Consider the following 26,470-nt stretch of genomic DNA (forward strand, 5'->3'; position numbering starts at 1 on the left):
CAGTTCTACATCATGCGTGACCCATCGTTACACCCGACAGCAAGATCCTGTTGGAGCACAGCCACCCATCGCTGCCCACCACCCCATCCCCACGGATGCCGTTCTAAACGGTTAGGTCATGGACAGATCGCACGCTTCGCCCAACATCGTTCAATCCAGCCCTAGACGCACGCCCTCCCGTCTCAGTCTTTTTCCAGCGGCGAAAAATACAACCGTCCCAAGCCTCGCCAGGTCTTACCCGTCCAGTGCTTGAACGGAATCTGGGCCAACAACTCACGGGCCAGCGCACGATTGCGATTGGCCGTTTTCAGGAACATGGAGTTGAGAAACTTGTAGCGCACCTCGTCATACAGCGGGTGATCACTGAACAGTGCATAGATACGCAAAATACTGTCGATCATGAAGCGATGGTTCTTGTAGGAGTTGGTGGCGTGCTTGCGATAGCGCGCCATCACCACGTTCAGACCGTCGATAAAGTACCCGGCATGGGTAATCTTCAGCTCGATGTACAGGTCTTCAAGGCGAATGCTCGGGTCAAACCCCCCCACCTTGTCCAGCGCTTCGCGACGGATCATCAGGGTGGGCGCTGGCGGATACGGTTTGCGCTCAAGGAACATGTCATCGAAATCCAGACGCCTGAACGGCACATCCCGGCGCTGGCGCTTCTCCGGGAAGGGGTTGCCCTGGGCATCGATCAACTCGATATTGCCCGCGCAAATACCCACCTCGGGCTTGCCATTCATATACGCGACCTGCACCGCAATGCGGTCCGGCATCATGATGTCATCGGAGCCGAACGGCACAATCAGACTGCCCTTGGCGCGGGCAATAGCGCCGTTAAGGGTATTGGTCAGCCCCTGATTCTGCTGTACCCGAAAGTCGAAACCATGCACCGCCTGCAAGCGCTCAATGCGCTCCACGCTGTCATCGGGCGAGCCGTCATCGATCACCAACAACTCAATATTGGGATAGGTCTGGTCCAGAACACTCTGGATGCTCTGCTCGATATAAGGCCCGTGGTTATAAGAGGCGATGATCACCGTTACCAAGGGTTGCGAATCTGTCATGGGTGCTCCTTGCGTGCCTGGCTCAAGCCAGAGTCGATCAAATCCAGATACTGTTGACGGAACACTTCAATGTCGTGGTGCTCCTGCAAGTAGCGATATGCCTGTTCGCCCTTGGCCTGCAGTGCCTGATCCGACAAGGCCAGGTATTCATCCAGCGCGGCGGTCAGTGTTGCCACATCGCTGGGCTTCACGGCCAGGCCACCGGCGCCTTCAATCAGCGGCAACATCGCCGGCACATGGGTTGCGATCACCGGCAAATGCCCGCTCATGCCTTCAAGCAATGCCAACCCCAGGCCTTCAGCCAGCGAAGGCATGGTCCAGATGTCAAAGGCGCGCACGTACTGCAGTGCGTTCTCTTGAAAACCCAGAAGATGCGCACGGCCATTGAGGCCCAACTGCTCGATCTGTTCGCGCAAGCGCGACTCTTCACGCCCGGCGCCGATGATTGCCAGCTGCGCGGTCGGGTATTTGTCTTTCAGGGCGGCGAAGGCTTGCAGCAAGAAACGATGGCCCTTGATCGGGACCAACCGTCCAAGTGCCCCAATCATCCGGGCATCCTGGTCCAGGCCGAGTTTTTCACGGGCCTGCTGGCGTGGCAGTTGCAGGGCTTCAGCTTGTTCAATGTCGATAGCATTGGTGATGGCCACGGTATTTTGCTCGGTGAAACCGCACTTGCAGTCGAGCAGATACTGTTTGACCGCAGGCGACACGCCGACAAAGCGCCATGCCTTGTCGATCAGGCGCTTGGCCTGGCTGCGACGATAGAAGCGGTCGTACTCACCAAAGCCGTGTGAAATGCCCACGCACAACGGGATTTTCAGCCAGCGGTTGAGTTGCAGCATCATATTTACCGGCTTGAAGCGGTTGCAAATCACCACATCAAACTGCTCTTTACGGCAAAACTTATACAACGCCCACATGGCGCGCAGACGCATACCCTTGAGCGATTTGTCGCTGAATTCGAAATACACCGAGTGATCAGCCTTGCTCACCGGCTCACCCGGACCCGGACGCCCACGCAAAAAGGCCGCCGTGATTTCGTAGCGCTCACGGGGGAGCGCGCGCACGATCTGCTCGGCGAGATCGGCAAAGTCATGGGATTTGACGTTGTAATCGGGCTGCAATTGCAAAACCTTGGAACGCTTCATAAGTCTCCCCGGTGAAACCCGGTGGCATCAATAACCCAGGTCGGCTCTGCAGCAAGACGCTGGATTGCAACTGGATCAGGAGCAGGCAGCTTCGCCCACTCATTACGCTTCCAGCACACGAAATGAAAATAAGGAAAGGTATGGTCGCCGTCACGATCATTTTTCAATTTGCCGTTGATCCAGAACCACTTGCCCGGGAAGTTCTCAGTACCGTCATGCCACTTGATGCACCCGCCCGGGGTGCTGAATGCCTCGGTGAATTCGCTGGTACGGCGTAGTGGATTAAATTGGCCCACCAGCTCGAACAGCGGTTTTGGCAGATTTTTGCGCCACAGGAAAATCCGGCTGAAAGCCCCTTCGTCCAGCGCATGATGCTGGTCATCCGTAAAGCGCTGCTGCCAGTCCTTGATCCTCATGAACAGTTCGCGCTTGCAAGCCGTATTGCGCAGCAAGCACAAATGGCCAGCCACTCGGCGCTCATGGGTGGAAAACAGGTCATAACGCGCCAGACGCTCGGCGGTGAAATAGCTGCGCAAATCCCCGTAGATCAGATCAATGTCGCCAAAGGCCCAGAAGTCGTAGCCCTGCAGGCGGTCTTCATGGATATAGCCCAGCGCCGGCTTGATATCGCACAGCTTATAGGCGTCCTTGGGCGAGAAATCGATCTTCAGGCGCTCCGACACTTTATGGCAATAATCGGCAAAACTGATGGGTTCAATGGTCACGTTGGCCGGCAGGTTTTCAGGTACCCCACAGTCACTGAAAAACAGCCAGTCAATATCAGGATTGTGCCGACAACTTTCGAGGAAAAAAGGGATCCAGAACGGCCATCGGCCGAAGTAAGGGATCACAAATAAAATACGCGGTGATGGTTTTATCACGAGGAACTCAATGTAAAGGTCGAGATTAGAACCAATGCTATGGCCCTGCTTACTGTGTTCTTATTATTTGAGTCGCCAAAACAGTTCATGACGCCGAACCGCTTTGCGAAAGAATTCATTTTCGCCATAAGGTGATGGCGTTCTGCCTGCCAAGAGCTGCTGTATCGACCGCCGCAGCCTGCGCTTGAGTGCGGCTCGGGGCTGCAGGTCATGCATCATGCCCAGCGCCATGGCCTTGTCTCGCTGCTGCTCCAGGTTCAGCGCCAGACTGCAAGGGCGCAGGCTGAGGGAGGCATCGAACACCGGCGGCAAGGCAATGCCATCCCCGCTGTTGCCCATCGGCCAACGATCGTTGTCATGCAGATGGTTGGCGTAGCCAAGTACGGTGGTCGGCTGCCACGCCAGGCCCTCAAGTGCTTCTATGACGGCGGCGTGGGCACAGATATGGTCTGGATGCGGATCGATTGCCGGATGCGGCAGCACGACCACTTCTGGGCGAGCGCGCAGGATCAACGCCCGCAGGTCCGCCAGCAGATTATTCCAGGTCGGTGCGCCATCCAGATCACCGGGCAGCGGGAACGGGTTGAACTGGCGGAACACGCGTGTGTCGCTCAAGTCAGCCTCTCGCGAAGCCATCGGTTGATCGGGGGCAGCCCGCATGGCGGGCAATTGCAGGCAAAAATACCCCAGTTGCGCGCAACGGGCTTCAGGCACCCCGGCCCAACGCGGCACAACCATACTGTCCCAGGCACGCAAGCGGCCTTTGAGACGTGCGGCGGCGGCGCGCTCCAGACCCATCTGTTGATAATGTTCGGCTTCGATCTCACCCGCGGTCAGGGTCACAATCCAGGCTTCCCGGGCCTGACTGTACAACCCGAAAGCAGCCAGTTCAGCGTCGTCGGCGTGGGGAGCGATCACCATCACGCGCTGATCGCGATAATCGGGCTGGCGCAAAACCCAGAGTTCAGGCTGACCCAGGGCGCGGCAAAAACGACCGCGAACATGCAGTCTCCCACCGACCAGAGCCGAGCCACAGCCGCTTAAATTCAGATAGCGCAGACCGTTGACGCCACGTTCAAAGGTTTGCCGGTCTGCTGGCTCTGGGCCCGACAGCTGTACATACGGATCGAAAAAACGCCCCAGCCAGCCACTTTTAATCTTGATTGCCAGAATCACGGTTTCATCGCCATCGAGCATCAGCGGCTGATCAACAACCAGCTTGTCGCCCACAAGGCGAACCACCGGGTGCTCAGTGTCGGGCGCAAAGTTGTACCGGTAATCGTCCTGGGCCGAATAGAACAAGTGATCGGCAAACCAGGCTTCGTGAGCCACCCAGCCCAGCACCGCCAACACCGGCGCCAGCCACCAGGCCAACACCACACCACTGGCAATCAGCACCAGCAGGCCAATCAGCAGGCTAATACGCTTGTTGCGCCGGTGACGCTTGAGGAGCTGTTGCTTGCGACTCATGGGCTGGCTCATGACTTGGCTCTTGTGATTGAACGCCCGTGGGCGGGCCTGCTCGCGGTGCAGGCACTACGACATGTAAAAAAAATCGCAGTAATACCATCGCGAGCAAGCCCGCACCCACAAGGTTTATGTGCGTATGTTTCAGACTTTGAACACAGGCACCGGGTTACACCAACGCTCTTTGTACTCGCGATCGGCTCGGCCAAACGAGAAGCGTAAAGGCTTGTTGACGCTACGGGCCTGCTCCCAGGCGGCTTGGGTATTGATAAAGCTCAACACGCTGCCGGGGCTGAATTCCCGGGTTTCAGGGTCGACGCCACCATTGACGTACTCGACGCTGATCCACTCTGGCGACTCGGCCCGGTACACCAGTTGAATGGCTATCGGCGCATCATTGAGAAAAATCACCGAACCGATCAACAGTTCACGCAACAGCTCGATCACTTCGGCCATGCGCTCCGCACCGGTGGCAACAAAACCCCAGCGCCGCAGGAATAAATCGCAATAAATGCTCGCCAGCTCTGCACTGGAAAACTCAGAAACCGGGCGCACAACGCCGCCAGCCTCTTCCAGCAGACGCAGCTCGCGGCGCTGGTTATAGCGGAATTTTTTCGACAGCTCTTCGGGTGTGCGGGCCATGGCCAACTGCTCGGCCTGAGGTTTGAGCGTACTGAAACGGCCCTCATTGAGTTGGGACAGATAACGCCCACGATGTCGCAAAGGCGCTTGAGCATCCGCAGCAGCGGGCAGGATCAGCTCGGCATTGCCCAGGTCGAACAGGCCTTTTTTACCGTGACGCTTGAGCACATCCTTGGACAAGGCGAGATCGCGTCCCCAGGTCGGGATCGCCGCTTTCAGCTCGCCGTCTTGCTCCCAGGCCAGATACCGCACCGGGATACCCGCCAGCTGCGCCAGGCGCTCAACCACCAGCGGATGGGTGGCAACACTGCCACCAAAACGCTGCCAGGCATTGGCATAGGTGTCAGCATCGACAACGCTCCAGCTGCGCTCGCGCCAGCCTTGAAATCGATTGAGCATCAGGACTCCGCAGTCAGGTCGGTGACTTGCGCCAAGCGCCAGAAGGTATCGCGCACCGCTTCATCGCTGAAACGCTCATGCAAGCGTGCCAGCATCAGCTCTGCGCACGCCAGGCGCTGCTCATCATTGAGTTGCGCCAAGTGTTGCAGGCCTTGGGCCAGATGCTCAGCATCGCCCAGCGGAAACAGGATACCCACACCCTCGACGACTTCTTTTGCACCGCCACAAGCCGTTGCCAACAACGGCACGCCTGCCGCCATGGCTTCAAGCAGCACCATGCCGAACGGCTCGTGATCGGAGCTCAACGCAAACACATCAAAGGCCCGGAAATAACGCCGTGCATCGGGCACCTGGCCCAAAAACAGCACCTGCCCGCCGACCCCGAGTTCGTGGGCCAGTTCTTTGAGATCCTGCTCCAGACGACCCTTGCCCATGATCACCAACTGACTGTCAGCAGGCAGGTTGGGCAATGCACTGGCAAAACCACGAATCAGCGTAGCCTGGTCCTTGTCCGGATGCAGACGGCCGACGTTACCGACAATAAAACCGTCAACCGACAACCCCAACGCTTCACGCGCCGGAGTGCCAGACAACTGGTCGGCTTGTACGGTATCGATATCGATGCGGTTATAGAGCGTGTTGATACGGCCAGTCGGCCACTTGGGCAAACACTTGCGCATGTCGTCGCGCACCGCGTCTGACACACCGAGCAGGCTCAGGCGCTTGCGAAACAGGTGAGCGAACAGTTTGCGACTGCGCCGCTCATAGTCGCCAAATGCGTGATGTACGCCAATCACCGGCAAACCAGTGGCCAACAAGGCGATATATATCGGCTTGAAGCGGTGGGCGATGCAAAAACTGAACTTGCGCGAAGCTGCGATCTTGCGCAGCTTCGCGATGGCGCCCAGCTTCAGGCCACGAATGGCCTTTGAGCTGAACTCCATAAACAGCACTTCATCAGAATCGCAGCCTGCTGCCACTTCAGGGTCGGCCGCCCCGGTCAAAAAGACCGTGGTGACCTTATACCCGGTGCCGGAAAACAGGCTGGCGTACTGGCGCGCGCAGTCCAGGAACGGCCCGTCATAGCCGTGACAGAACTGCAGCACATGACGCTCAGTCGAGCGATTCATAAGTCTCGGCGCCGTCTTTAACTACCAAAATATCTTCCATGATCAGGTACTGCAGATCGGAACCGAAGAACATGTTCAGCGCGTCGGTCGGCGAGCAGACCATCGGTTCGCCGCGACGGTTGAGCGACGTGTTCAGCGACACACCATTACCGGTCAGCACTTCGAGCGCCTTCATCATGTCGTAGTAACGCGGGTTGTATTCGCGCTTGAGCACCTGGGCACGGGAAGTGCCATCTTCATGGACAACCTCTGGCACGCGGGTTTTCCATTCGTCAGACACTTCAAAGGTGAAGGTCATGAACGGTGCCGGGTGATCGACCTTGATCATCTGCGGGCCAACGGTGTCGAGCATGGACGGGCAGAAAGGCCTCCAGCGCTCGCGGAACTTGATTTGTTCGTTGATGCGGTCAGCCACGCCTTCGCTGCTCGGGCAACCGATGATCGAACGACCGCCCAATGCACGCGGACCGAACTCCATGCGGCCCTGGAACCAGGCCACCGGGTTGCCGTCGACCATGATCTTGGCGATCTTCTCCGGAGTGCCCTCGATCTTGCGATACGCAGGCTTGCCAGGGTGACGGGCACAGGCTGCGATCACGTCTTCGTTGCTGTAGGCAGGGCCGAGGTAGACGTGTTCCATCTTCTCGACCGGCACGCCGCGAGCGTGAGACACGTAAGCAGCGGCGCCGACAGCGGTGCCGGCATCGCCGGAGGCAGGTTGAACGAACAGTTCTTTGACTTCAGGACGGGCGATGATTTTCTGGTTCAGCTTCACGTTCAACGCGCAGCCGCCCGCAAAGGCCATCTTGCCGGTCTCTTTAAGAATGTCGCCCAGGTAGTAATCGATCATCTGCAGCGACAGTTTTTCAAACAGCGCCTGCATGCTGGCCGCGTAGTGGATATACGGCTCGTCGGCGATATCGCCTTCGCGCTTTGGTCCCAGCCACTCGATCAGTTTTGGCGAGAAGTAGAACCCCTTGCCTTTCTCTTTGTAGCGACGCAGGCCGATCACGTTGGCGTATTCGGTATTGATCACCAGCTCGCCGTTTTCAAATGAGGCCAGGCGCGAGAAATCGTATTTGCTGGCGTCGCCGTACGGCGCCATGCCCATGACCTTGAACTCACCGTCCAGCATCTCGAAACCGAGGAACTCGGTAATCGCGCCGTACAGGCCACCCAGGGAGTCCGGATCGAAGAACTCCTTGATCTTGGTGATCTTGCCGTTTTCGCCGTAGCCGAAGAACGTTGTGGCGTACTCGCCCTTGCCGTCGATACCCAGGATCGCGGTTTTCTCTTTGAAACCCGAGCAGTGGTAGGCGCTGGAAGCGTGGGCCAGGTGATGCTCAACCGGTTCGATCTTGATTTTCTTCGGGTCGAAACCCAGTTGCTCAAGGCAGAACACGATTTTGTTGCGATAGCGTTTGTAGCGACGGTTGCCCATCAGGATCGCGTCAAGGGCGCGGTCCGGGGCGTACCAGTAGCGCTTGGCGTAATGCCAGCGTGCCTTGCCGAACAAGCTGATCGGCGCGAACGGGATCGCCACTACGTCAACGTCGGAAGGTTTGATACCCGCCTGCTCAAGGCAGAATTTCGCGGACTCGTAGGGCATGCGGTTCTTTGCATGCTTATCACGCACGAAGCGTTCTTCTTCAGCCGCCGCTACCAGCTTGCCGTCGATATAGAGGGCTGCGGAGGGATCATGGCTGAGGGCGCCGGACAGGCCAAGAATCGTCAATGCCACAGGTTGGGCCTCTTTTGAATGCAGGCAGGCGGCGGGCGCCTGAAAAATTAATGCGTCCCCCGCAAGGCGAGAAACAGCTAAAGAGCGGGATTATAGCGTAAAGACACCGCAAATGACCCAGCGCGATTTGCCACGCCTCACACCAGAGTCCGCCAACAACCAATTCTAGATCTATGTAAGCCCAGCCCCTGAACGTTTGGGGGTTTCCTGTGATTACACCGACGTACGCGTCAACTCACAGGACATACAAGATGCCTACCCCCCTCGAAAACCTGACAAATGCAGCACACGAACTGCTTTTGCTGCGCAATGCCCTCCCCAACCTCGATCTGTCACTGGATCACCGCTTGCGGATGTTTTTCCCGCACCTTCCCGCTGACACTTGCACAGACTTTCTCTTTCTCAATGCACAAGCAGTGCCCGAACCCGGGCAGCTTCCGACCATCGTCAGCCAGTCCGTGACCGCCCTCATAGACCAGTGTTATCAAACCGCAAAGGTTCCGACCTTCGTCCAGGGTTCGTTGCGGATTTACACAGACGCCTACACCTTGGACGACCAGGACCTTGCCAGCGGCATCACCATCCCGGAGCTTGAAAAGTACCTTGAGTTTGTAGTCCGCTCCCCAGAACTGTGTGTGAGGGATGCCTTGAATGACTTCTGGCGAACGCCTCATGACGATCTCAACGCGCTGACCCCGAAAGACTGGCTGGCTCAACTGGCCCAAAAACTGATCCGGGCCGAAGCTACCGTACGCCACACAGACACCACCCTTAGCCCCAACGCGATGGAAGCCATTAACCAGCTCTTGCCTGATACCAACTTGCCATCCGCGCAACAAAGCCCCAGCGCCTACGGCTTTTATACGCTGGCATTCACCGGCCCTGCCCCCCAAAACCCCAGCCCCCTTCATGGCGCATTCGTGATCACCCGCAGAAATCTCCCCCTGGGTTCTGCCGACCCCCGGGACATCCGTGCGGTTCAAGACGCCAGCCCGCACACCGTCGTGTTTTACCTGCCCAACAGCGGTCTGCAAGAGTTCGACTCAATCGCCGCGCTTACCCATGAACTGAGCGCCCGGCTCAAGGACCCTTACCAGCGCGAGGCGCTGCTCGATTGCGTACTGGCAGAGCAGCGCATGTCGGCCATGGCTCATGAGGACGTGAGCTACCACCCGGTGGAGGACCATGACGTACCCACCTTCTACTGCAATCAATTGATCCACAAACAAGAACACGACCTGCGCCATGCCTGGTCTGTGGCACGCACCCTGAAGCAAAACGCGTCTCTCGATCTGTTATCCGAGTCTATCGACCAGTCACTGAACTCAAGCCTACCCCTCAATCCAACCAATATTGTGCGAAACCGCTACACCCGACTGGTGGAAAGGCAATTGCCCGACTGGTTGAAAAACGCCTCGGAGGAAGACAAAACCCAATGGCGGCTGGCGGTTGAGCGTTTGAACCACCAACGCCAGGCGGCCGAGACCGACGACGCCCGCCCCCTGGGTGAAATCGGGCGTAAACACACTTTGCTAGGTTATGCCCGCCTTGAGTTGCGACAACAGATCAAAAAAGACCACGGTATAGACGTAGACCCCGACGATATTTTTATCTCGACCACAGAGGCCCAACGCACCGGCCCGCTGATCAACCCCACTGGCGGCTCCGGGTTTGCTGCCGGGGTGAGCCTGGACAGGACGGGGCCGGCCATCAGCTACCACACCACCCGGCGCAGCCTGAGCGAATTGGCGTTGTCCAACGTCGGCATCTGGGATCTGACCTTCGCCCTGACAGCACAGGTCAAGGATGGCGCGGGCAACAGGCATCCGGTGCTGAACAGCAGCTACCTCAAAGCACTGGTGCGCCAACTGGACATCGGCGAGCACTACAAAAAAAGGCTCAACGACCTGCTGGTCAACTCCAGACAGGCCCAGTGGCGCAAGGAGCGTTACGTCGCCTTCAAGCAAGCACAACTGAGCCTGGACCTGCTCGAAGCCAGACTGTCGGGCGCCCTGAGCGCCGACCAGGCGGCGTGGGTCAGGGCCGCGCTGGAGCACCCAGCAGAAAGCAGCCGCCCGCGTGTCAACGGTGCGCAGGTCAAAGTCCATCTGCTGATGCTGCGCTACAAACCACTGCCGGGGGTCCTGGTCTTCAGTTCAACCGGCTCGCAACAATTGCTGTGCTACACCCCCGACGCCTCAGAGAACCGCTGGTTCCTGATCGCCAACTCACGCAATGAGCTGGGCCAGATGCTGTCACGCCCTCAATGGCGCAGCTACCTGCTGCGTCGCGTAACGGCAGCACAACAGGCCTATATCAAACCGCTGCTCATCCAGGGCCTGACCGACAGCCACCTGCAACTGCAGGCCATCAGCCCTAACCTGTTCGAAACGTCTTACGACACCGAAGCCCTGCATGCCATTCACGATGCCGACGAGCAGACAACCTCGACCTGGGAAAGCAACGTCAGCACCGCAACCGACGCAGCGCTGACGGCAATCGATATCATCTCGTTCGCGCTACCGATCAAGGTGTTGCTGCCCATCGTACTGGCGCGGTTTATCCATCAGATCCTCAGAGGCCTCGACGCCCTGCAACGAGACGAAAAAAACGAAGCGTTGCTGCACTTCTTAGAGTCCATCACTCACCTGACTGATGCAGCGTCAGACTTCACCGGCTCTGCAATATTCGGCAACTCGATCCGCCAGCGCATCAAGCAGCCCTCCCCCTCATTGAGTCCAGGGGGCGCCAGCACAGCCCCTGGTGTCGGGCTAAGGCTGCGTACGGGAGACACATACGGTGCCGGGGTCTACGAGGCGCTCGCCAGCAATGGCCAGACCACCCACTACACCAAAGACTCCCACGGCAATCTTTACCGCAGCCGGTACGACAACCTTGATGAACTCTGGCGCGCCGTGGATGAACGCAAACCTGACGCGCCGTACAGCATTCCCCTGCGCCAACTCTCGGCCGGTCTCTGGGATGCCGACCTGACCGCACCCTTGCTCAAGCAAAAACCCGGAATTGAACGCGTCATAGAGCGCGCACGAATCAGTGGCGTCGACCTCAGCCGTCACACCCCTGACGAGCAAGGCATCTACCGGCTGAGCAACATGCGTTACATCCAGCAAAACGGCATTGTATTTGAGGTCTATAGCGGCTGGCTGGGGCGCACCTGGTACTTGCAACTTCCACGGGGCTCACACAGTGTCACAAGCGCAATTTACAAGGTGCGACGCACCGCCGGGCGCTGGGAAATCAAGCACAGGCTGGCGGACAACAGCAAGCGCTGGGAGCCATTGGTCCGTGATCATACGGGGCTGGCTATCGACCCGCCTGCGGTCAAATACAGCGACTACGACATGCCGGGTGAATACAAGGAAACACTTGTCGAGATCATCGACAACTATCGCTCCGCTCTGGATGGCGACTATGAGTTTATGGATGTTGCCTCCAAACAGAGCGCTGCACATCGGGTGTTCAAAAACCTAAGGGTCAAACTGCTCGCGGATGCAAAAGCCTGGTACCTGACAAAGCCTGCAAAGCCCCGTGTCACTCGGCCGTTACTGCCCAACAACGTGACACCGCAAGACCTGATCAAGCATCTTTTCGAGCATTCAGATGGCATCGTCTGGGGTGAAGCCCACGCCCACCAGTCGGGTAAAAAAATCCTGATTGAAAACATGGCTCATTTGTCTGCAAGCGATGTAAAAACGCTCTACCTGGAGCACTTGCAAAGCGACCTGCACCAAAGCCTGCTAGATGACTACTTCCAAACCGGAAAAATGCCCTTGAGGCTGGACAAGTTTCTGCAGAATCAGGATCTTGGCCATCGCATTGCTCCCTCCAGCCCCTACACATTCAGCCAATTGGTGCGCGAGGCCAGACGGCACGGCATCCAGATTGTCGCCATTGATTGCTCGGCCAGTTACTTTTCGAAAGGCACCCCAAGCGAAACACCCTGGCTGACCCGCTATGAAACGTTCAGCTACTTTGCCTCACGCACCATTCGCGCTCATCAGGCACGCACTGGGGTGCACAAATGGATTGCCCTCACGGGAAACTCCCATGCCAATAGCTTTCAAGGTATCCCGGGGCTGGGCGAGCTCGAGGGCGTCGTGGGTGTACGGATATCGGATACTGCCCCAGGCACCAGCCTGGGCTTGCGCATGGATATAGGTGACATCATCCCGCCGGTCATGGCGCATGAGGACTACCTGTTTTTGAAAAATGACTACTGGTTGCAGATCGACATTCCAGGCACAAAACCCAAGCTGCCTGCGCTTTACCTGGCGCAAACCAATGCCCGGCTCAAGGACCCGGGCTATTTCCGGTTTGAGAGCGCTTCACCTAAAGGCGCAGAGTTGATTCATCGCTCCAGCAGCCACGAAATCATTCACACCCCCTTGCAGACCGACCCCGGGGGCCAACTGTTTATCGAGCGCGACAGTTGGCCAACCCTCCACCAAAAACGTTATGGCACCCTGAACGGCCTGATCCATGACTTGCAAGACATCAACATGACGCACGTGCAGTAACGCGACGCCTCAGGCTCAAGACGCCCAAGCACAAGGACGCCCCTGACAGGTCCTTGTGCTTGTTTTACTGGATATCCCCACCTCAGCCGCTAAACTGCGCGCCCTCTGCTAGCCTCATCCCCGTTGCCCTGGACGGGTCGCGTCATACGGAACCCCGATTTGCCCATGAAATATTTCGTACCCGCTCACCTGGCCCTACTGCCCGGCCTCTGCCTGACGCCCCTGGTCCATGCCGAAACCCTGGAACTGGACCCCAGCGTCATTACCGGCTCGCGCAGCGCCAGCCCCAGTTTTGACCTGCCGTACTCGGTCGACAGCATCAATCAGGAACACATCAAGGATGGCCAGTTAGGCATCAATGCTTCCGAAGTGCTGTCCCGCGTACCAGGGCTGGTGGTGCAAAACCGTCAGAACTACGCCCAGGACCTGCAAATATCATCCCGGGGCTTTGGCGCCCGCTCGGCGTTTGGCGTACGTGGCATCAAACTGATTGCCGATGGCATTCCCGCTAGCACCCCGGACGGTCAGGGGCAGGCTGCGACCTTCAACCTCGACACGGCCGAACGCATTGAAGTTCTGCGCGGCCCGGCAGCCACCTTGTATGGCAGTAACGCCGGGGGCGTGATCCAGATGTTCTCCCGTGACGGCGAAGGCCCGCCGCGTATTGGCGCCGAAACGCTAGTCGGCAGCGACGGCCTGAGTAAAAACCACCTCACCGCCGAGGGTGCCACCGATGACGTGGGCTTTGTGCTTGATGCCTCGCGCATGGACACCGACGGCTACCGCGACCACAGCGCCGCCCGCCGTGACCAGACCTTCGCCAAGCTCAACCTCAAACCCGATGAAGACAGCAAGCTGGCGTTGATCTACAGCAGCCTTGAGCAGAACGGTACGCAAGACCCGCTGGGCCAAAGCTGGGCCGCCTACAAGGCCGACCCGCGCTCCGTGACGCCCAACGCCCTGACCTACAACACCCGCAAAAGCATCGACCATCAGCAGTTGGGAATGAACTACGAGCGCTATATCGGCGACGCGACCCTGCAGGTCAATGCCTACACCGGCACCCGAAGCGTGATTCAGTATTTGGCGATTCCTTGGTTCGCAGACGGGAATAAACAAGGCGGTGGTGTCGTTCAATTCGACCGAAAATTCTACGGTGGCAGCCTGCGCTGGATGCAACCGGTGTATGGCGTGCCGGGTGACCTGACCTTGATCGGCGGCCTGGATTTCGACCAAAGCCAGGACAGCCGCCACGGCTACAACAACTACATCGGCGACCAACTGGGGGTCAAAGGTGCGCTGGTGCGCGACGAAGTCGACACCGCCCGCAGCCTAGACCCGTATGTGCAGGCCAACTGGGCGCTGGACAACTGGACCGTGCAGGCCGGATTGCGCTACAGCACCATGGAGATGGACGTCGATGATCAATTTTTGAGCAACGGCGACGACAGCGGCACCAAACGCTATGAGAAAGCCACGCCGTCGATGAGCGTGATGTACGCCTTCACTCCTGAGCTGCATGGCTATGTCAGCGCGGGCAAGGGCTTTGAAACGCCGACCCAGGCCGAATTGGCGTACTCGCCCAGTGGTCGGGGCTTTAACTTCGGCCTCAAGCCCTCCGAAAGCACTCAATACGAGATGGGCCTGAAAGCCCAGCTAAACAACACACGAATCAATGCGGCGGTATTCCAGATCACCACTGAAGATGAGCTGGTGGTTGCAAGCAATACTGGCGGTCGTACCACTTACCAAAACGCCGGCCGCACCTTGCGCCGCGGCTTTGAGCTGGGCATCGAAAGCCAACTGGCCGAGCATTGGACCTCAACCCTCGCCTATACCCGCCTGCAAGCGACCTACGACAGTGACTTTGCCAGCACCAAAGGCACGGTCGACAAAGGTAATTACCTGCCCGGCGTGCCACAGACCACACTGTTTGCCGAGGTCAACTGGAAGCCGGTTGATTGGCTCAGCACCGCCGTCGAAGGCATGTATCGCAGCAAGGTGTATGTCGAAGACACCAACTCCGCCAAGGCGGCACCGGCCTACAGCGTGTTTAACTGGCGGGCCAAGTTTGAGCAGAAGGTCGAGCACTGGACCTTTCACCAGACGTTGCGTCTGGACAACCTGCTGGATCGCCAATATGTGGGTTCGGTGATTGTGGCGGACGGCAACAGCCGCTTCTACGAGGCCGCGCCAGGACGGTCGTGGTATGCCGGAGCCGGGGCGCAGTACAGCTTCTGAAGCCATAACACCATCCCTGTGGGAGCGAGCCTGCTCGCGAAAAGCATTCGCGAGCAGGCTCGCTCCCACAGACAATACCCCCACACAAAATCTTGGTTACGCTTCAGCCAAGGTCTTTGGGCAACCGCCCCTCTATCACTTGATACAACGTACTGCTCACCGGCCAATTGCGCATGAAGCGCGCTCGGTCACGGGCGTACGCGGTGGCGAAACTCTTCAGGCTGGCGTGCTGGCACATGGAGTCCAGATCGATCAGCGCCCAGCGCCCCTCGTCCCAGAACACGTTATGCCCCTTGAGATCACCGTGACTGATGCGTTCGCGGATCAAGTCGGCAAATAACTGATCCAGCGCCTGCAATTCGGATTCCGGCGCGTCACCTTGCTCAACATACGGCGCAAAACGCTCGATGATGTCAGGGCCCGGCAGATACTCGGTGACCAGATACGCTTTGGAGCGCAACCACAGAAAACGGGTTTCCAGCAGTGCCAGCGGTTTAGGCGTAGCAATGCCCAGCAATTCCAGTCGATTGCCCTCACGCCATGAATGCCACGCACGGCTCGGACGCCAGAAGCGTTTGAGCCAGTGCGCAAAGCCCTTGATGTTGTACCGCTTGACCACCAGAGTGCGGCGCGCCACTTCAACCTTGCCGACACTGGCTGCACCGCCGGTTTTATACAAATGCCCCTGATCCAGCAAGGCATCGGCATTAGCCAGTACAGGCAGCATCGCGGCCTCTTCTTCACGGCGAATCGCACGCAAGACGAAGGCGTTACGCTGAACGCTGAACAGCGAGCAGTCGCGACCGACTTTGTTCAAAAAATCATTGAGGCGCCAGGTACGAACCTTCTCGATCTGCTTGAGCAGTGCCTCTAGCGGCAAGGCGTGTTCACCATTGCTCAACAGGTAATGCACCAGCAATTCTTCGATAAACGGCTCAAGGCTTTTCGGCAATTGAGCAAAAAACACACCGAGGTTTTCCAGGACTTTTTGCCGCGACAGTGGCTTGCCCGCTTCTTCGACGCAAATACCCGCGCCATCGATCAGGTACAGCTTGCCGTCCTGACGCAGCAGGTTGTCCAGGTGCAGGTCTTCCTGCCACAGGCCCTTGAGGTGCATCTGACCAATAGCGGCCAACGCCTGGGCCAGTACGGCCACTTGTTCGTCCGCCAGAACCGGCAACGACTCCACCGCGCCCCAAGCGTCACCCAGGCTCTGGGCATGCTCCAGAAACTCGAACAGCAACCAGCCGCCCTCGCCTTCCTGTAAGCCATCGGCCAGCAGCTGCGGCGTGGTCAAACCTTGATCAGCCAGCAGGCGCACACCCGTCAGTTCTCGCTGAAAGTTACGCGCAGCCTTGCTACCCACCATCAACTTGGCCAGCACTGTACGCCCGCGCCACACGCCGGCCCCCACATAACGCTGCCCGGGTAATACCCGCAGCAACGTCAGCAGTTGCAACTGTGCAGGCCCGGCAGCATCGGCCAGGTCAATGCTCAGCGGCAAACCGGGCGACCGGCCGGCTTTTTGCAATTCGGACAAACGCATCAGCGAGCCCCCTTGTGGCTGCGACGCACATTCAGCCGCGCCAGCCAGGCATCCACCAAACCGCTGTCGACAGGCTGATCCAGATAGGCCGCGAGCAAGGACCGCACCTCGGCATCGCTCCAGGCATGGGCCCGACGCAGCAACGGTTCGATGTCCTTGACCCGGTCACGCTGGCCCAGCAACAAGGGGCGGGTTTTCTCCAGGTCGATCAGTTGGGCGCGATAACCCGAGCCATCGGCCTGCAAGAAGATGTGCTTGGGATAAAAACAGCCATGTACCTGACGCGCAGCGTGCAGGCGACGCGCCAACAGGCCGCATTCACGCAAAATTGCCTGCTGCTGCTCAGTGGTCAATTGCGGCCATTGTTCAAGCAACGAATCGAGGTCATTCCAGCCATCCAGCGCACGGGTCATGAGCACCGCGCGATGTTCGCCAGGCACTTTTCGCTCGCCAAAAAACACCGCTTCCAGCGCTGGAATACCCATGTGCTGATAACGCTGAATATTACGAAATTCTCGTGCGAAGCTCGGCTCGCCCAATGGCCGGTGCAGGGTACGGGTCAGGTAGTTGCTTTGACGCTTGAGGTAAAAGCCCTGGCCTTCGAGGTCCATGCGAAACACGCTGCTCCAGCCACCGCCGCTGGTGTTGGGCTCGTCCACGGCTTCCAGTTGCACAGCCCACAGCGCATCGAAGTCAGCCAGTCCGTTGCGCTCAAGCAAAGCCCGATCCGCATCCGCTAAAAAATCAGTCATTCCCGGCCCTCAAAAAAACGCACGATATGACGAACACGCTCCTTGTCCGCCGCATTGAGCGTAGTGCGCCCGGTGTATTGGAAATAAAAACGCAAACGCTGGGTGTAGGACAAATGGTACTTGGCCACTTTGTCGAGGCACGCCAGGTCTTTGGTGATGCGGTACTTGAGCCAGAAACCGCGCCAGAAGTCACCGTTCGGGCAGTCGATCAAAAACAGCTTGGGCTGATCGTCGACCAGCAGGTTTCGCCACTTCAGATCGTTATGGGTAAAACGATGGTTGTGCATGATCCGGGTGCACTTCGCCAACTGGCGACTGACACAATCGACCCAGGCACGGTCCTTGAGCAGGGGATCATGGTGGTCCGCCAGTTCGGACAGATCGCGGGTATTGGGCAGTTCACGGGTGATCATGGCGCCACGGGTGTAGGCAAAGCCACTGCGCTCAAGCCCCCAGGCCACGACTTCGGCGGTGGGAATGCCCCACTTGTCGAAGCGTTTGAGGTTCTGCCATTCGGATTTGACCCGAGGGCGGCCCAAATAGCGGCGCAAGCCCTTGCCCGCACCGGTGTAACGCTTGACGTAATAATTGACGCCATCGCGCTGCACACGGATCACTTCCGAAAGAGGATCGCGGGTGAGGTGCTCGCCCTGGAGGGCAAATACCGCTTCCAGACTGCCAAAATCAGACGCCAGTGCGCTGTAAGCGGGTTCAAGATTCCAACCCGCCATTACAGTGCATCCCCATAACGCAGTTTGCGTTCGTAGAGTTTGCTCGCCTTGCCTTCCAGCCATGCCAGCAGGCGGGCTTCTTCGCGAAGGGTTTGACGCAGCGGCATCTGGAAGTAACCCCGCAGGAAACGCAGCTTGTCCCGTTGGGTCAGGCCGATATCCAGTGCAGAAAAATACAGTGCAGCCAGGTCCTTGTTGCGCCAGCGTTTGCTGATGACCGGTCGAACCTGGGCCCGGTGCAGATCAATGAGCGACAAACGAAAGGCCTGGGCTGTAACCGGTTTGTCGGTGTGCAGCAAAAAGTGGCAGATATAGCAGTCGCGATGGTTAACCCCGGCGCGGTGCATCATGCCCGTCATGCGCGCCACTTCGGCGATCAGCGCATGCTTGAGGTTTGGCTGTGGCGGCTGCTTGATCCAGTTGAGGCTGAAGTCTTCGAGGCTGACCGTTGGCGCCAGTTCTTCGGTGATGATGAACGAGTGCTGCTGCGCCGGGTTACTGCCCTTTTCGCCATACGCGACGGCAGTCATGGTAGGTACGCCGACTTCGTGAAGGCGCTTGATTGCCCGCCATTCCTGGCCCGCGCCCAGCACTGGCAGCTTGGCCGTGAGCAGGTTTTTGAACACCTCACCCCAGCCAATGCCACGGTGGATTTTCACAAAATAACCGCGGCCCTCGACTTCTGTACGCAAGGTACGTCGACCATCCAGTTCGCGGTAAACCTCGCCCTCCAGGCGCTCGACTTCGGTGAACGCATCGCGTCCTGCCCACAAGCTCTTGAACGGTTCGGCAAGAATCAGTTTCATCAGTGTTGCTCCGCCAGAATCACATCCGCAGCGTGCTGCGGCATGCTGTAGAGGTCGGCCGTCTGCGCGTAGGCCAGGCCATTTTGGCTCCAGGCCGCGCGCGCAGCATCGTCGGACAACATGTGTGTCAGGTATTCATTGAGTTGCGCCTGCTCAAACGGCTCGTCCAGTACCCGGCCGCAATCGGCGTCGCTGATGTAGTGGGCGTAGCCGCAGACGGCGCTGACCAGTACCGGCAAACCCGCCACCAGGGCTTCAAGCAGCACGGTGCCGGTGTTTTCGTTGTAGGCCGGGTGAATCAACAGGTCCGCGCCCAGCAAGAAGCGAGGGATGTCGCTGCGCCCCTTGAGGAACTGCACGTGATCGCCCAGCCCCAGCGTGGCGCTCTGCAATTGAAAGACTTTGGGATCGTCCTGACCGATTACAAACAGCTTGGTGCGCTTCTTAAGCTCGGCAGGCAAGGCTGCCAGTGCTTTAAGGCTGCGATCAACGCCTTTGGTCTTGAACCCGGAGCCGATTTGCACCAGCAGCAGATCGTCGTCAGACAGGTTGAATTCACGACGAAAATCGGCGCGAATCTCTACGGCATTGGCAGGCGCGCGACGGTCCAGGGCGATGCCCGGTGGCAACAGATGGAATCGCTGCAGCGGGGTGTCGTAATGTTTGATGAACAGCGGCTGCTGGACTTCTGAAATCATCAGGATTTCAGTCTTGGCGTTCTTGTCGAACACCGCCCGTTCGTATTCAGCAAAGTGTTTGTAACGCTTGAAAAAGCGATAAAACGAATGACGCAGGTTTTGCGCCTTGTCTTCAAAGCAGCCGTCGGCCGCGTAGTACACGTCCAGCCCCGGCATTTTATTGAAGCCGACGAGGCGGTCCACCGGGCGTTTGGCCAGGTCGGCCTGCATCCAGGCGAGCATTTTTTCGTTGCGGGTATGGTTGTGGAACGCCTTGACCGGCGCCACCAGCACTTCAAAACCGGGGGGAATGTCACCCTCCCAGATCATGGTGTAGACGCGAATTTGATGGCCACGTTTCTGGCATTCCAGCGCAATGCGCATGAAATCGCGTTGCAGCCCGCCAAACGGGAAATATTTGTACAGCACAAAAGCCAGTTGCATCAGCGCAGTTCCTCAGCCAGTAACAACGTGCTTAATCGACTCGCGACACGCTCAGGGTTCAAACGGGTAAAGCACAACGGCCACTCGTTTTTCAGATCAAACCGCTGCTGGTCCTGTGCAGTCGGAGTGTAGGTGCATTTTTTCTGCAGGCACGGTGCGCACGGAAAATCGCTGGCCAGGTGGATTTGCACCTTGCCATAGGCACCGGTCAGGCCCGGATTGGTGGGACCAAACAGGGAGATGGTCGGTACATCCAGTGCCGCCGCCAAATGCCCCAGCCCGGTATCGACCGCCACACAGGCGCTGGCACTGGCCAGTACCTTGGCAACCCCCGCCAGATTCAGCTTGGGCAGCACCACTGCGTTGCTCAGGCCGTCGGCGATGCGTTCGGCGCGGGCCTTTTCAGCCGGGTTACCCCAGGGCAAGCGGACTTCGACACCCATGTGGCCCATGCGCAGGGCCAGGTCGCGCCAGTACACTTCGGGCCAGTGCTTGGTGTCCCACGTGGTGCCGTGCAAAAACAATACGTAAGGCTTCTTGCGCGGTAATTCAACCAGGCGTTCGACGTCGAGGCCGTAGTCACCCAGCCCTTTTGGCAGGTCGTAGCCCAGCGCCACGGCAAATAGCTGACGCAAACGCTCGACCGCGTGCTGCCCACGAGCCACGGCCAGACGACGCTGATAAAAGCGGCTGGCCAAGGGTTCACGGGCTGAGTCTTTATCAAGACCGGCGACCGGGGCTTTCACGTAACGGGTCAGCCAGGCGCTTTTGACCAGGCCTTGAGCGTCGATCACCAGATCGTATTTTTCGGCACGCAGGCTTTGCTTGAAGCGTCGCCACTCACCACTTTTGATGGTTTCCCAGATATTTTTGCGCCAGCGGCGAATCGCCACCGGAATGACCTTGCCCACCGCCGGGTGCCAGGTAGGGATTTCGGCAAAGCCTTCTTCCACGACCCAGTCAAAGGTGATGCCTGGGATCGCCCGCGCCGCATCGGTCAACGCAGGCAAGGCATGGATCACATCCCCAAGGGATGAGGTTTTGACCAACAGAACGCGCACCTAGTTGACCTCGACCGGTGAGCCCTGCAAACGCTGCAAGGCTTCAACCACCGGCTGCGGCATCAACTCGCGCAGGCAGTTGTAGTGGCCAAAGCGGCAGGTGCGATCAAAACATGGGCTGCAATCGAGCCCCAGGCGTACGATTTCGACCTTGTCGGCCAACGGCGGGGTGAAGCCCGGCGATGTGGAGCCGTACACCGCCACCAAGGGACGGTTCAGCGCGGCAGCCACGTGCATCAGCCCCGAATCGTTGGACACAACGGCGTCGGCACACGACAGCAAATCAATGGCTTCGGCCAGCGAAGTCTCGCCGCTGAGGTTGACCGACTCTTCACGCAGCCCCGGGATCAACCGCGAGCGGATGTCTTCGCCCACAGCGTGATCGTTTTTGGAGCCGAACAACCACACCTGCCAGCCTTCGCGGATCTTTTGCTCGGCAACTTTGGCGTAGTGCTCGGACGGCCAGCGCTTGGACTCGCCAAACTCGGCACCCGGGCACAGCGCCAGCACCGGGCGGTCCAGTTCCAGGCCAAATTTTGCCAGTGCGCCGGCACGGCTTTGCGGATCGATCTGCAAGGCCGGGCGCGGATAAGGCTTGGGCAGATCCGCCCCTGGCTCATAGGCCAGCGCCATGAAGCGCTCGATCATCAACGGGTAGCGTTCTTTGTCGAGCTTGCGCACGTCATTGAGCACGCCATAACGAAATTCGCCACGCCAGCCGGTGCGCTTGGGGATTCCCGCAAAGAACGGCACGAGAGCTGATTTCAGCGAGTTGGGCAGCAAGATTGCCTGATCGTATTGGCCCTTGAGGGACTTGCCGATCTTGCGTCGCGTGGCCAGTTCGAGCGCGCCGTGGCCGAGCGGAAAGCTCAAGGCCTTGCGAACTTCAGGCATGCGTTCAAGGATGGGCCGGCTCCACTCAGGGGCCAGCACATCGATTTCGCACTGCGGGTGGCGCTGCTTGAGGCACTGAAACAGTGTCTGCGCCATCACCATGTCACCGACCCAGCTGGGCCCAACGATCAAAATATTCATAAGTTTCCATAAACAAGCAAGGGAGGCATTCGCCTCCCTGCTGTAGTGCCATATCGCTTTATTTGACCAGTGTACGCCACTCTGGGTGATCCGTTGTCTTGCCGGTCACCAGGTCGAAATAGGCTTTTTGCAGTTTTTCGGTGATCGGACCACGGCGGCCGATACCGATATGACGCCCGTCGACTTCACGAATCGGCGTCACTTCAGCCGCAGTACCGGTAAAGAACGCTTCGTCGGCGATATACACCTCGTCACGGGTAATGCGTTTTTCAACAAACTTGTAACCCAGCTCGGTGGCCAGGGTCAGGATCGTGCTGCGGGTGATGCCGTTCAGGCACGCCGTCACGTCCGGGGTGTAAATCACGCCATCCTTGACCAGGAACACGTTCTCGCCCGAGCCTTCAGCCACGAAGCCTTCCGGGTCCAGCAACAGCGCTTCGTCGGCACCGCCGGAAATCGCTTCCTGCAGGGCCAGCATCGAGTTGATGTAGTGACCGTTGGCCTTGGCCCGGGTCATGGAGATGTTCACGTGGTGACGGGTAAAGGAGCTGGTACGCACCTTGATCCCGACTTCCAGGGCCTCGGCGCCCATGTAGGCACCCCAGCTCCATGGCGCGATGATTACGTGGACTTTGAGGCCAGTGGCGCGCAGGCCCATGGCTTCGGACCCGTAAAACACCATCGGGCGGATGTAGGCGCTGTCGAGGTTGTTTTCACGCACCGCAATACGGGTCGCTTCGTTGATTTCGTCTTTGCTGAACGGGATCTTCATGCCCATGATGTGGGCCGAATCGAACAGGCGGTCAGTGTGTGCCTGCAAGCGGAAAATCGCCGCGCCCTGCGGGGTTTCGTAAGCGCGTACACCTTCAAACACGCCCATGCCGTAGTGCAATGTATGGGTCAGCACGTGCGTCGTAGCATCACGCCACGGCACCAGCTTGCCGTCATACCAGATCACACCATCACGATCAGCCATCGACATCATTACGCTCCTCAAAGAATCCAGCACCCGCGCCACGAGGCGTCAGGCAAATTGGACGGGGCTTATGGACCCGCCGGATACGTTCTTACAGCTTTAACTCTGTACTTAAGCCAGCAAGCTAGCTCAATCCCAGCTCGGACCATATGCGCCGCACGTGTTGACGTTCGACTACAAGCTGGTCCCCCGTGACCACGCCGGCCTCTTTTTGCAAGGCTTGACGGTGGGCGACGGTGCGAAAAGCCTTGTAGGCCTCGCGCAACAGGCTGGCATCAGTGGCGGGCATCAGCCCGACCTGTTCCAGCCCTTCCAGAATGCGGATGTTATCGGTGTAGCGCAGTAACGCCGGATGTTCCCTGGACCACGCCAGGGCCGCGTATTGCACCATAAATTCAATATCGACGATACCTCCGGCATCCTGCTTGAGGTCGAACGGCACCGTGGCCTCAAAGGCGTTTTCAGCTGTTCCGGCAGCGGTTATCCGGGTTCCAAGGTTGCCACGCATTTTGGCCCGCATCTCGCTGACCTCCTGGCGCAAGGTGGGCAAGTCGCGTTCACGTCCCAGCACGCTGGCACGGACTTTTTCGAACGCACTGCCCACCTGCTTGCAGCCCACCAGCACCCGTGCCCGCACCAGCGCCTGATGCTCCCAGGTCCATGCCTCACTCTCCTGGTAACGCTCAAAAGCGCCCAGGGAACTGACCAGTAATCCCGATGCACCTGAGGGACGCAGGCGCATATCGACGTCATACAGTTGACCGGAGTTGGTCTGGGCCGTCAGCAAGTGGATGATGCGCTGCCCCAACCGGGTGAAAAACTGCGCGCCGTCGATAGGTTTGGCGCCGTCGGTCTCGGCATTCGGGTCACCGTCGTGGATAAACACCAGGTCCAGATCCGAGCCATGCCCCAACTCGATACCGCCGACCTTGCCGTAGCCAACAATAATAAAGCCGGGGTCGCACAAACTGCCGTCAGTGCGCTGCGGCGTGCCGTACTTGGCCACCGTCTGACGCCAGGCCAGCGCCAGCACTTGCTCCAGAATCGCTTCGGCCAGCCAGGTCAGGTAATCACTGACTTTCATTAAAGGCAGGCTGCCTGCGATTTCCGATGCCGCAACTCGCAGACGGTGAGCCAGCTTGAAGTTACGCAAGGCCTCCATCTGCTGCTCAAGATCGTCCTCCGGGATACGTGTCAGACGCTCGCGCAACTCGGCCGCCAGCTCTGGCGCCAAGGGCGGTTTGAACAGTCGACGCTCATTGAGCAACTCATCGAGCAGCAACGGGAAACGGGTGATTTGTTCGGCGATCCACGGACTTGCGGCACAAAGGGTCAGCAAACGCCGCAAGGCGTCGGGGTTTTCGGTCAACAACACGAGATAAGCCGAGCGCCGGGCCACCGCTTCGACCAGCGGCAACACCCGCTCCAGCACCAGATCGGGATTGGCGTGCTCAACGGCCTGGGCCAGCAAACGCGGGATAAAGGCATCCAGACGCTCCCGCCCCAAGCGCTGCATGGCGCGCAATTGCGGGCTGGAACGCAGGGCCGCCAATTGCTTCAAGGCTTTGGGGGCATCCACAAACCCGGCTTCTTCCAGCTGGGCACAGGCAGCGGCGTCGTCCTGATCTTCTTCCCACAGCGGCAGCCACTCGCCGCCGACGATCAATTCGCCTTCGTCGATGACCTCTTCTTCGTCAGGATCAGCGATCACCTGACGGAAATGCCAGTCGATGCGCCCACGCCACGTCATCAATTGCTCGTGGAATGCAGCCCAGGTGTCAAAGCCCATAATGAAAGCAATGCGCGCCTGATCCTGTTCGGTGTCGGGCAGCATTTGGGTCTGGCGGTCGGCAATGGCCTGGATCGCGTGTTCGGTGTAGCGCAAGAACTCATAGCCTTCGCGCAGTTCGCTGACCACTTCGGCCGGCAAATATCCCTGGCCTTCCAGGGTGGTCAGCACTTTAAGCAGCGGGCGTTGCTGCAGGCTGAGGTCGCGACCGCCATGGATCAGCTGGAACGCCTGAGCGATAAATTCGACTTCACGAATCCCGCCCGCCCCCAGCTTGATATTGTCGGCCATGCCTTTGCGCCGTACTTCCTGCTGGATCAGTTGCTTCATGGTGCGCAGCGCTTCAATCGCCGAAAAGTCGAGGTAGCGCCGGTACACGAACGGCCGCAGCAAACTGAGCAGCTGTGCGCCCATCACCTGATCACCGGCCACGACCCGCGCCTTGATCATCGCGTAACGCTCCCAGTCGCGGCCTTGATCCTGGTAGTACTGCTCGAGCGCATTGAAGCTCAGCACCAGGGCGCCGGATGAGCCGTACGGGCGCAAGCGCATATCGACGCGGAACACAAAACCGTCGACGGTCATTGGGTCCAGGGCCTTGATCAGGCGCTGGCCCAGACGGATAAAGAACTCCTGATTATCCAGCGGGCGCTTGGCACCCACCGTTTCGCCACCCTCGGGGTAGGCGAAGATCAGATCGATGTCCGAAGACAAGTTCAGCTCAACGGCCCCGAGCTTGCCCATACCCAGAATCACCATTTGCTGCGGCTCGCCGCTGCGATGCCCGGTGGGTGTGCCGAACTGCTGGCAATGGCGCACATACAACCAGCGATAGGCCTGATCGATGCTGGCATCGGCCATGTCCGACAGGTCGCGGCAGGTTTCAATCAAATCGGCCTGGCGGTTGATGTCACGCCAGATAATCCGGATCTGTTGACGGGTACGCTGGCGGCGCAGTGCGCGGCCCAGTTCGTCATCAGTCGTTGCAGCCTGAGCGGCGACGCTGATCTGGGCACACAACTCGCCGGGGGCGAAACTGCGGTCCAGTTCACCCGAGCCCACCAGCTCAAGCAACATCAAAGGGTCACGCAAAGACTGTTCTATAAAGAAGTCACTCGCGGCACTGACCCGACTGAACGCCAGCCAGCGCTGGGCCGACCAGTCATCGAGCCCCTGCTCGCCTTCAAGCCCGGCAACCGCCGTGCGCCACGATTGCTCGGCACGGCTGGCCAGTGACTGTAAAAGGCCGGGAATTGGTGCAAGCGACGGAAGGCTCATGGTCTATCCTTGATCGGCGATGGTGTTGCCGAGTACGGTGACAGGAAGAAACAGCGGTTTAATCCGACTGTCGAACAAAGGTTATAAATAGCTGTAAGCGCATATTGTTTAGCATCCAGCC

Annotated in this window: 18 protein-coding genes; 2 read left to right on the forward strand and 16 right to left on the reverse strand. The window is 58.8% G+C overall.

Annotation, left to right across the window (positions count from 1 at the left end; all coding sequences use genetic code 11):
- Positions 1-182 precede the first annotated feature (182 nt).
- The 7 genes from RGV06_RS12645 to RGV06_RS12675 all read right to left on the reverse strand — a co-directional run bounded on the left by RGV06_RS12645 (position 183) and on the right by RGV06_RS12675 (position 8,475).
- Positions 183-1,067, reverse strand: a complete 885-nt coding sequence (locus tag RGV06_RS12645) for a glycosyltransferase (protein ID WP_322150130.1) — start codon at positions 1,065-1,067, stop codon at positions 183-185.
- Positions 1,064-2,215, reverse strand: coding sequence for a glycosyltransferase (locus tag RGV06_RS12650; RefSeq protein ID WP_046809155.1), 1,152 nt, complete (start codon positions 2,213-2,215; stop codon positions 1,064-1,066). Before RGV06_RS12650 ends, RGV06_RS12645 begins: the two co-directional genes overlap by 4 nt.
- The gene (locus tag RGV06_RS12655) at positions 2,212-3,096 is read right to left on the reverse strand and encodes a DUF6625 family protein (RefSeq protein ID WP_173667386.1); all 885 of its coding nucleotides are present in this window, start codon (positions 3,094-3,096) and stop codon (positions 2,212-2,214) included. Before RGV06_RS12655 ends, RGV06_RS12650 begins: the two co-directional genes overlap by 4 nt.
- A gap of 63 nt (positions 3,097-3,159) precedes the next feature.
- Positions 3,160-4,578, reverse strand: a complete 1,419-nt coding sequence (locus tag RGV06_RS12660) for a PIG-L deacetylase family protein (protein WP_322150131.1) — start codon at positions 4,576-4,578, stop codon at positions 3,160-3,162.
- A 129-nt stretch (positions 4,579-4,707) separates the two neighbouring features.
- Complete coding sequence (locus RGV06_RS12665) at positions 4,708-5,604, reverse strand: antimicrobial resistance protein Mig-14 (protein ID WP_046809154.1); 897 nt, start codon at positions 5,602-5,604, stop codon at positions 4,708-4,710.
- On the reverse strand, positions 5,604-6,734 hold the full coding sequence (locus tag RGV06_RS12670; RefSeq protein WP_198822336.1) for a glycosyltransferase: 1,131 nt from the start codon (positions 6,732-6,734) through the stop codon (positions 5,604-5,606). The genes RGV06_RS12665 and RGV06_RS12670 overlap by 1 nt, the downstream gene beginning before the upstream one ends.
- Positions 6,718-8,475 carry a carbamoyltransferase gene (locus RGV06_RS12675; protein WP_019825376.1) on the reverse strand — a complete coding sequence of 586 codons (1,758 nt, stop codon included), beginning with the start codon at positions 8,473-8,475 and terminating at the stop codon, positions 6,718-6,720. The genes RGV06_RS12670 and RGV06_RS12675 overlap by 17 nt, the downstream gene beginning before the upstream one ends.
- A gap of 251 nt (positions 8,476-8,726) precedes the next feature.
- Here RGV06_RS12675 and RGV06_RS12680 point away from each other — a divergent pair, with 251 nt between their 5' ends.
- A complete protein-coding gene (locus tag RGV06_RS12680; protein ID WP_322150132.1) occupies positions 8,727-13,013 on the forward strand; it encodes a membrane-targeted effector domain-containing toxin in 4,287 nt (1,428 codons plus the stop codon).
- 165 nt (positions 13,014-13,178) lie between these two features.
- The gene (locus RGV06_RS12685; protein ID WP_322150133.1) at positions 13,179-15,254 is read left to right on the forward strand and encodes a TonB-dependent receptor family protein; all 2,076 of its coding nucleotides are present in this window, start codon (positions 13,179-13,181) and stop codon (positions 15,252-15,254) included.
- A gap of 103 nt (positions 15,255-15,357) precedes the next feature.
- Here the strand turns inward: RGV06_RS12685 and RGV06_RS12690 are convergent, their stop codons facing one another.
- From RGV06_RS12690 to glnE, 9 genes are all read right to left on the reverse strand, one after another.
- Complete coding sequence (locus RGV06_RS12690; RefSeq protein ID WP_322150134.1) at positions 15,358-16,800, reverse strand: lipopolysaccharide kinase InaA family protein; 1,443 nt, start codon at positions 16,798-16,800, stop codon at positions 15,358-15,360.
- Entirely contained in the window at positions 16,800-17,552 is a 753-nt protein-coding gene (locus tag RGV06_RS12695; RefSeq protein WP_322150135.1) for a lipopolysaccharide kinase InaA family protein, read from the reverse strand. The genes RGV06_RS12690 and RGV06_RS12695 overlap by 1 nt, the downstream gene beginning before the upstream one ends.
- On the reverse strand, positions 17,549-18,283 hold the full coding sequence (locus RGV06_RS12700) for a lipopolysaccharide kinase InaA family protein (protein ID WP_322150136.1): 735 nt from the start codon (positions 18,281-18,283) through the stop codon (positions 17,549-17,551). Before RGV06_RS12700 ends, RGV06_RS12695 begins: the two co-directional genes overlap by 4 nt.
- The gene (gene rfaP, locus RGV06_RS12705) at positions 18,283-19,089 is read right to left on the reverse strand and encodes a lipopolysaccharide core heptose(I) kinase RfaP (protein ID WP_046809150.1); all 807 of its coding nucleotides are present in this window, start codon (positions 19,087-19,089) and stop codon (positions 18,283-18,285) included. The genes RGV06_RS12700 and rfaP overlap by 1 nt, the downstream gene beginning before the upstream one ends.
- Entirely contained in the window at positions 19,089-20,210 is a 1,122-nt protein-coding gene (locus RGV06_RS12710) for a glycosyltransferase family 4 protein (RefSeq protein WP_019825365.1), read from the reverse strand. The genes rfaP and RGV06_RS12710 overlap by 1 nt, the downstream gene beginning before the upstream one ends.
- Positions 20,210-21,271, reverse strand: a complete 1,062-nt coding sequence (gene waaC, locus RGV06_RS12715; protein WP_019825363.1) for a lipopolysaccharide heptosyltransferase I — start codon at positions 21,269-21,271, stop codon at positions 20,210-20,212. Before waaC ends, RGV06_RS12710 begins: the two co-directional genes overlap by 1 nt.
- On the reverse strand, positions 21,272-22,306 hold the full coding sequence (gene waaF / locus RGV06_RS12720) for a lipopolysaccharide heptosyltransferase II (protein WP_019825361.1): 1,035 nt from the start codon (positions 22,304-22,306) through the stop codon (positions 21,272-21,274).
- Between the two features lie 58 nt (positions 22,307-22,364).
- Positions 22,365-23,288: a branched-chain amino acid transaminase gene (locus RGV06_RS12725; RefSeq protein ID WP_019825360.1), complete on the reverse strand. Its 924-nt coding sequence runs from the start codon at positions 23,286-23,288 to the stop codon at positions 22,365-22,367.
- Positions 23,289-23,406: 118 nt separating this feature from the next.
- Positions 23,407-26,349 carry a bifunctional [glutamate--ammonia ligase]-adenylyl-L-tyrosine phosphorylase/[glutamate--ammonia-ligase] adenylyltransferase gene (glnE, locus tag RGV06_RS12730; RefSeq protein WP_019825358.1) on the reverse strand — a complete coding sequence of 981 codons (2,943 nt, stop codon included), beginning with the start codon at positions 26,347-26,349 and terminating at the stop codon, positions 23,407-23,409.
- Positions 26,350-26,470: the final 121 nt, after the last annotated feature.

The sequence above is a fragment of the Pseudomonas sp. CCI3.1 genome (assembly GCF_034313985.1).
Taxonomy (GTDB): domain Bacteria; phylum Pseudomonadota; class Gammaproteobacteria; order Pseudomonadales; family Pseudomonadaceae; genus Aquipseudomonas; species Aquipseudomonas psychrophila.

Bases quoted from the DNA above. Each gene is read 5' to 3' on its own strand.
- RGV06_RS12695 (WP_322150135.1), bottom strand. From the start codon at position 17,552: ATGACTGATTTTTTAGCGGATGCGGATCGGGCTTTGCTTGAGCGCAAC.
- RGV06_RS12660 (WP_322150131.1), bottom strand. From the start codon at position 4,578: ATGAGCCAGCCCATGAGTCGCAAGCAACAGCTCCTCAAGCGTCACCGG.
- RGV06_RS12700 (WP_322150136.1), bottom strand. From the start codon at position 18,283: ATGGCGGGTTGGAATCTTGAACCCGCTTACAGCGCACTGGCGTCTGAT.
- waaF (WP_019825361.1), bottom strand. From the start codon at position 22,306: ATGAATATTTTGATCGTTGGGCCCAGCTGGGTCGGTGACATGGTGATG.
- RGV06_RS12665 (WP_046809154.1), bottom strand. From the start codon at position 5,604: ATGCTCAATCGATTTCAAGGCTGGCGCGAGCGCAGCTGGAGCGTTGTC.
- rfaP (WP_046809150.1), bottom strand. From the start codon at position 19,089: ATGAAACTGATTCTTGCCGAACCGTTCAAGAGCTTGTGGGCAGGACGC.
- RGV06_RS12645 (WP_322150130.1), bottom strand. From the start codon at position 1,067: ATGACAGATTCGCAACCCTTGGTAACGGTGATCATCGCCTCTTATAAC.
- RGV06_RS12690 (WP_322150134.1), bottom strand. From the start codon at position 16,800: ATGCGTTTGTCCGAATTGCAAAAAGCCGGCCGGTCGCCCGGTTTGCCG.
- RGV06_RS12725 (WP_019825360.1), bottom strand. From the start codon at position 23,288: ATGTCGATGGCTGATCGTGATGGTGTGATCTGGTATGACGGCAAGCTG.
- RGV06_RS12685 (WP_322150133.1), top strand. From the start codon at position 13,179: ATGAAATATTTCGTACCCGCTCACCTGGCCCTACTGCCCGGCCTCTGC.
- glnE (WP_019825358.1), bottom strand. From the start codon at position 26,349: ATGAGCCTTCCGTCGCTTGCACCAATTCCCGGCCTTTTACAGTCACTG.
- RGV06_RS12710 (WP_019825365.1), bottom strand. From the start codon at position 20,210: ATGCAACTGGCTTTTGTGCTGTACAAATATTTCCCGTTTGGCGGGCTG.
- RGV06_RS12680 (WP_322150132.1), top strand. From the start codon at position 8,727: ATGCCTACCCCCCTCGAAAACCTGACAAATGCAGCACACGAACTGCTT.
- RGV06_RS12650 (WP_046809155.1), bottom strand. From the start codon at position 2,215: ATGAAGCGTTCCAAGGTTTTGCAATTGCAGCCCGATTACAACGTCAAA.
- RGV06_RS12670 (WP_198822336.1), bottom strand. From the start codon at position 6,734: ATGAATCGCTCGACTGAGCGTCATGTGCTGCAGTTCTGTCACGGCTAT.